The sequence below is a fragment of the Variovorax sp. P1_H12_2 genome (assembly GCF_056405335.1).
In genome coordinates, this window is record NZ_JBFUCI010000423.1 from 1 (window position 1) to 5,387 (window position 5,387).

General features: G+C 68.2%; 6 protein-coding genes. 4 read left to right on the forward strand and 2 right to left on the reverse strand.

Annotated features, from left to right (window positions below):
* Positions 1 to 251 precede the first annotated feature (251 nt).
* Positions 252 to 1,463, reverse strand: a complete 1,212-nt coding sequence (locus tag AC1D2K_RS28995) for a D-amino acid dehydrogenase (RefSeq protein ID WP_478093157.1) — start codon at positions 1,461 to 1,463, stop codon at positions 252 to 254.
* A 209-nt stretch (positions 1,464 to 1,672) separates the two neighbouring features.
* Here AC1D2K_RS28995 and AC1D2K_RS29000 point away from each other — a divergent pair, with 209 nt between their 5' ends.
* The 4 genes from AC1D2K_RS29000 to AC1D2K_RS29015 all read left to right on the forward strand — a co-directional run bounded on the left by AC1D2K_RS29000 (position 1,673) and on the right by AC1D2K_RS29015 (position 4,900).
* The gene (locus AC1D2K_RS29000; RefSeq protein WP_478093158.1) at positions 1,673 to 2,557 is read left to right on the forward strand and encodes a transporter substrate-binding domain-containing protein; all 885 of its coding nucleotides are present in this window, start codon (positions 1,673 to 1,675) and stop codon (positions 2,555 to 2,557) included.
* 97 nt (positions 2,558 to 2,654) lie between these two features.
* Complete coding sequence (locus AC1D2K_RS29005; RefSeq protein ID WP_478093160.1) at positions 2,655 to 3,563, forward strand: dienelactone hydrolase family protein; 909 nt, start codon at positions 2,655 to 2,657, stop codon at positions 3,561 to 3,563.
* A 78-nt stretch (positions 3,564 to 3,641) separates the two neighbouring features.
* Positions 3,642 to 4,550: a ZIP family metal transporter gene (locus AC1D2K_RS29010; RefSeq protein ID WP_478093162.1), complete on the forward strand. Its 909-nt coding sequence runs from the start codon at positions 3,642 to 3,644 to the stop codon at positions 4,548 to 4,550.
* Positions 4,551 to 4,666: 116 nt separating this feature from the next.
* Positions 4,667 to 4,900, forward strand: coding sequence for a hypothetical protein (locus AC1D2K_RS29015; RefSeq protein WP_478093164.1), 234 nt, complete (start codon positions 4,667 to 4,669; stop codon positions 4,898 to 4,900).
* Positions 4,901 to 5,129: 229 nt separating this feature from the next.
* Here the strand turns inward: AC1D2K_RS29015 and AC1D2K_RS29020 are convergent, their stop codons facing one another.
* Complete coding sequence (locus AC1D2K_RS29020; protein ID WP_478093166.1) at positions 5,130 to 5,339, reverse strand: dodecin; 210 nt, start codon at positions 5,337 to 5,339, stop codon at positions 5,130 to 5,132.
* Positions 5,340 to 5,387 lie beyond the last annotated feature (48 nt).

The following is a 5,387-nucleotide window of genomic DNA, read 5'->3' on the forward strand; positions in this document are numbered from 1 at the left end:
CCGCCCACCGCCGTGGACACGCTGGGGTTGCATTGCGACGCTGGAGGCGCAGCTGGCCGTTGAACACCCCGAAGCCCGGCATGCGGTGCGGGACGGGCGATCCCCTCTGCGCCGCTGAGGAGCGCAGCGGAGCGAGTTTGAGCGAGACCCCGCGTACCGCGAGCAGCGCAGGGCAGCCGCGAAGCGGCCGGTGACGTCGGCCGGCCCGGGGCATACCGCCCGCCGCCGCCGCACGTGCGCACTAAGAGATCCTATCGTTCCAGCGCCTCCGCCACCCGCTGCGCCGACCCGAACGCCAGCGTGAACCCCAGCGCCCCATGCCCGGTATTGAAGACCATGTTGGAAGGCGCTCCCTCCAGCCGGCCGACGATCGGCACGCCCGTCGGCGTGGCCGGCCGCATGCCGGTCCAGGGGTGCAGCGCATCGAGCTTGCCGGCCTGCGGGAACACCGCGCGCGTGGCCTCGGCCAAGGTCTCGATGCGGGCTGCCGGGATGCTCGCGTCGTGCCCGACCAGTTCGGCCATGCCGGCCACCCGCAGGCGCGATCCGATGCGCGCGAACACCACCTTGCGGGTGCTGTCGGTCACGCTCACTCGAGGTGCGGCGTCAGGCGCCGGATCGACGTCGACCGTGATGCTGTAGCCCTTGAGCGGGTACACCGGCAGGTAGACGCCCAGCTGGCGCCCGAACCGGTGCGAGGCGGTGCCCAGGGCCATCACGAAGGCATCGGCCTCGATGTCGCCGCCGGCGGTCTGCAGCGCGGCCACACGGCCGCCGCGCGGGTCGAATCCGTGGATCTCGGTGTCGAGCATGAAACGCACACCGCGTTCATCGAGCGCCCGCACGAGCTCCGTGCAAACCTTCAGACAGTCGGCCGCGCATTCGCTGGGCGTATGGATGGCGCCGGCGATCTGTGCGCGGTAGCTGGCCAGCGCCGGCTCGATGGCCACGCACTCGTCGGCCGTGACCAGGCGCTGTTCGCTGCCCATCGCGCGCTGCAGATCGAGCTGTCGCTGGGCGCCCGCCAGCGACGCCGCGCCGGCGTAGAGCACCAGCTTGCCGGTGGCGGAGAAGTCGCAATCGGGCGCGACGTCGGCGCGCATGGCCTCGAAGGCCGCGCGGCTCCGGGCCGCGAGCGCCAGCAGGCGGGCGGTGCTCTCGCGCGAGGTGCGGGCGTTGCAGGCCGCCAGGAAGGCCAGGGCCCAGCGCCATTGCAGCGGGTCCAGTTGCGGACGCAGCTTGAGCGGGGAGGAGGGCGAGAGCAGCAGCTTGGGCAACTGCTTCCAGATCGACGGGTCGGCCAGCGGCTGCACGTACGAATAGCTCAACTGCGCGCCATTGCCGCCGCTCGCGCCGGCGCCCGGCGCGGCGCGGTCGACCACGCTGACCTGGTGACCCTGGCGGTTCAGTTGCCAGGCAGTGGCCAGGCCCACGATGCCGGCCCCCAGCACGCAGACGTGCATGACGCTTTCCTCTCGCTGTTGTCGGATCGGTCGACTCTAGGCCCGCGCCGCAGCGCCGGGAAATGCCAAAAGAAAGACGACCCATAGCCAAAGCGCATGGCATCGCCAGCCCATAACTTTTGGTCATGGCCGGCGGTGCAAAAGGAATTGTGACCGGCGCCTGAATGATTCCTACACTTCGTCTCCTTCCACCAGCCGAAAGGGCTCGCATGAAACTCTCCGCATCGATGGCTGCCGTTCTCCTCGCCGTTGCCGCCACGGGCGTCCAGGCCGCCGACACCCTGGCCAAGATCGCCGAGACCGGCAAGATCACGCTGGCCTACCGCGAATCGTCCGTGCCCTTCAGCTACCTCGACGGCCCGAACAAGCCGATCGGCTTCTCGGTCGAGCTGTCCAACGCGGTGGTCGAGGCGGTCAAGAAGAAGCTCAACAAGCCCAACCTGGAGGTCGCGCTGATGCCCGTGACCTCGCAGAACCGCATTCCGCTGATCACCAACGGCACCATCGACCTCGAGTGCGGATCGACCACCAACAACACGGCGCGCGCCAAGGACGTCAGTTTCGCGATCAACCATTTCTACACCGGCACCCGTCTGCTGGTGAAGAAGTCCTCGAAGATCAAGAACTACGCCGACCTCGCGAAGAAGACCGTGGCCAGCACCACCGGCACCACCAACGCCCTGGTCATGCGCAAGTACAACGCCGAAAAGAACCTCGACATCGACATCGTGCTCGGCAAGGACCACGCCGATGCCTTCCTGCTGGTCGAGGGCGACCGCGCCGCGGCTTTCGCGATGGACGACATCCTGCTGTTCGGCCTGATCGCCAACGCCAAGAACCCGGCCGAGTTCGAGGTGGTCGGCGACGCATTGCAGGTCGAGCCCTACGGTTGCATGCTGGCCAAGGACGACCCGGCCTTCAAGAAGCTGGTGGACGACACCTTCATCGGCCTCATGAAGAGCGGCGAGTTCGAGAAGATGTACACCAAGTGGTTCATGCAGCCGATCCCGCCCAGAGGCGTGCCGCTGAATCTGCCGATGAGCCCGCAGTTGCGCGAGAACATCCAGTCGCCGAGCGACAAGCCCGCGACCTGAGCGGCGCGGCAAGCGCACCCCGGTCGATTCGCATACAGTGCGGCCTGCGCCTCGCGCGCAGCGCTTTCCCTCCGACGAATCCACAGGAGTCCGCCGCATGCCCCATCACCAGACCGGTTCCGATCTGCAAGCCGAATTCGATTCGCTGCGCCCCGGCGACAGCACCGTCCACGGCGCCACGCGCCGCACCGCGCTCAAGGCCGCGATCGGCGTCGGCTATGCCGCCACGACGTTGCCGATCGCGGCGCAGACCGTGGTCAAGACCTCGACCGACGGCCTCGTCGCCGGACCCGTGACGTACACGGTCAACGGCTTCGAGGTGCCGGCCTACGCAGCGGCTCCGGCGGGCAAGACCGACCTGTCGGTGGTGCTGGTGGTGCAGGAAATCTTCGGCGTGACCGAGTACGTCGCCGACACCTGCCGCCGCTTCGCCCAGGCCGGCTACCTGGCGATCGCGCCCGAGCTCTATGCGCGGCAGGGCGACCCCAAGGGCTATTCCGACATTCCAAAACTGCAGGCGGACATCGTCAGCAAGGTGTCCGACGCCCAGGTCATGGCCGACCTCGACGGCGCGCTCAAGTACGCGGCCGCCCATGGCGGCGACGTGAGCGATGCCGCCATCACCGGCTTCTGCTGGGGCGGGCGCATCGTCTGGCTCTATGCGGCGACCGGCAAGGTCAAGGCCGGCGTGGCCTGGTACGGGCGCCTGGTCGGACAGGCGGGCGAGCGGACGCCGAAGCATCCGGTCGACGTCGTCGCCGGCCTGAAGGCGCCGGTGCTGGGTCTCTATGGCGGCAAGGACCAGGGCATCCCCCTTGACACGGTTGATAAGATGAAGGCTGCCCTGGCCACCGGCACCCCGGCGGCCAAGGCATCGCAGTTCGTCGTGTACCCCGAAGCGGGCCATGCCTTTCATGCCGACTACCGGCCCAGCTACGTCAAGGGAGCCGCCGAGGACGGATGGAATCGCGCCCTGGCCTGGTTCAAAGCCAACGGTGTGGCCTAGCCGCCTCCGTCAGCCGCGTTCCGCCGAAAGCCGTCCGATGGGCGGCTTTTGTTTTTGCCTCCATAGCGCGAAGCCGTCATGAATTTGTTAGCCATCATCGCCGCGACCCTGGTCGCGGGCATCGGAAGTGTCTGGATTGCCGCCCTGCTGCTGCGCGTGGGCGTGCGCAGCGGCGCCGGCGGCGTCAACCCGCAGCATCTGCTGAGCCTGGCCGCAGGCGCCTTGCTGGCGACCGCCTTCATGCACCTGCTGCCGGAAGCCTTCGAGAGCCACATCGCGCCGGGGGTGCTGTTCGGGGTGCTGCTGTTCGGGCTGGTTTTCTTCTTCCTGCTCGACAAGGCGGAGCTGTGGCACCACGGGCACGAGCACCACCAGGAGCACGAGCACGAGCACGACCACGACCACGACCACGACCACGACCACGCGCATGCGCATGCGCACGGCCATTCGCACGACCATGGGCCTTCGTCGCGGGGGGGCGGCTGGGCGGTGCTCACCGGCGACAGCGTGCATTGCTTCGGCGACGGCATCCTGATCGCCTCGGCCTTCACCGCCGACCTGCGCCTGGGGGTGGTGGCCGCGATCGCGGTGCTGGCGCACGAGGTGCCTCACCACATCGGCGACCTGGTGGTGCTGCGCCAGAGCTCGCCCAACCATCGCGCCGCCCTGGTCAAGGTGTCGCTGGCCGGCACCATGACCGCGCTCGGCGGGCTGGTAGGCTGGTGGCTGGTCGACCAGCTCCACGGCTGGCTGCCGTATTTCCTGGTGCTGGCGTCCAGCAGCTTCGTCTACGTCGCGCTGGCCGACCTGATCCCGCAACTGCAGAAGCGCCTGCCCGCGCGCCAGACGGCGTTGCAGATCGCCTGGCTGGTGGYCGGGATCCTGCTAGTCACCTTGGCGAGCCGGCTCGCGCATGCCGATCACGACCATGCGCACGACGGGTCCGACCCCGACCACGCGCACGAATCCTCGGACCACAGGCACTGAATGGACACCCGGGGGGGCTTTCCGACAAGCTCATTTGTCCCTGCGCCGATGAGGCTGATTCGGCAGGGGCGCCCACAGGGGTGCATCATGTCAGGCATCAGCCAAGGAGCCCGATCATGAGCAGCGCCGACCCCCCTCTGCGTTCCGGAGAAGCCGCAGACGAACCCGAGATCGACGAGTCCGATGACGCCTTGCCCGAAGAGGAAGAGGAATTCGGTTCGTCCGACGCCGAGGCCACGGACGAGCTCTCCGAAGAAACCGGCATCGACCTCACCGACGCCAGCGAACTCGACGCCGACAACGTGCCGGCCGACGAGGAGTTCGACCGGGTGATCCAGGCACYGGACTGACTGACGCTCGCCCCCAGGTTGCCCCGCACTGCGTGTCGGGGCGCCCACCCCCTACCGGGGGCAACACCAGCGGCCCGGCGAAGCCGTGTACTGAGCTCCCCCCCAGGTTGGGCTCACTTCGTGTAGCGCGCCCACCCCCTGCAGGGGGCAACACCAGCGGCCCGGCGAAGCCGGTTCCGCGGTGTTTCACCAACAGGGGCCTGGCTTCGCCGGCCCTCTGGGTGGGTTCTCAGCCTTCCAGGGTGAAGCCGACCTTGAGCGTCACCTGCCAGTGTCCGACCTTGCCGTCGACCACGTGGCCGCGGGTCTCGGTGACCTGGAACCACTGGATGTTGCGCACCGATTCGCTGGCCTTGGCGATGGCTCGGCGCACGGCGTCGTCGCTGCTGGTCGGCGAGGAGCCGGTGAGTTCGAGAAGCTTGTAGACATGGTCTGACATGGTGGTCTCCTTCTTGAGGACGCCATGGTGGCACGTCCGGGCGGTCTG

Excerpts from the sequence above, each read along its gene's own strand:
- AC1D2K_RS28995 (WP_478093157.1), bottom strand. The coding sequence starts at position 1,463 with ATGCACGTCTGCGTGCTGGGGGCCGGCATCGTGGGCCTGGCCACTGCC.
- AC1D2K_RS29000 (WP_478093158.1), top strand. The coding sequence starts at position 1,673 with ATGAAACTCTCCGCATCGATGGCTGCCGTTCTCCTCGCCGTTGCCGCC.
- AC1D2K_RS29005 (WP_478093160.1), top strand. The coding sequence starts at position 2,655 with ATGCCCCATCACCAGACCGGTTCCGATCTGCAAGCCGAATTCGATTCG.
- AC1D2K_RS29020 (WP_478093166.1), bottom strand. The coding sequence starts at position 5,339 with ATGTCAGACCATGTCTACAAGCTTCTCGAACTCACCGGCTCCTCGCCG.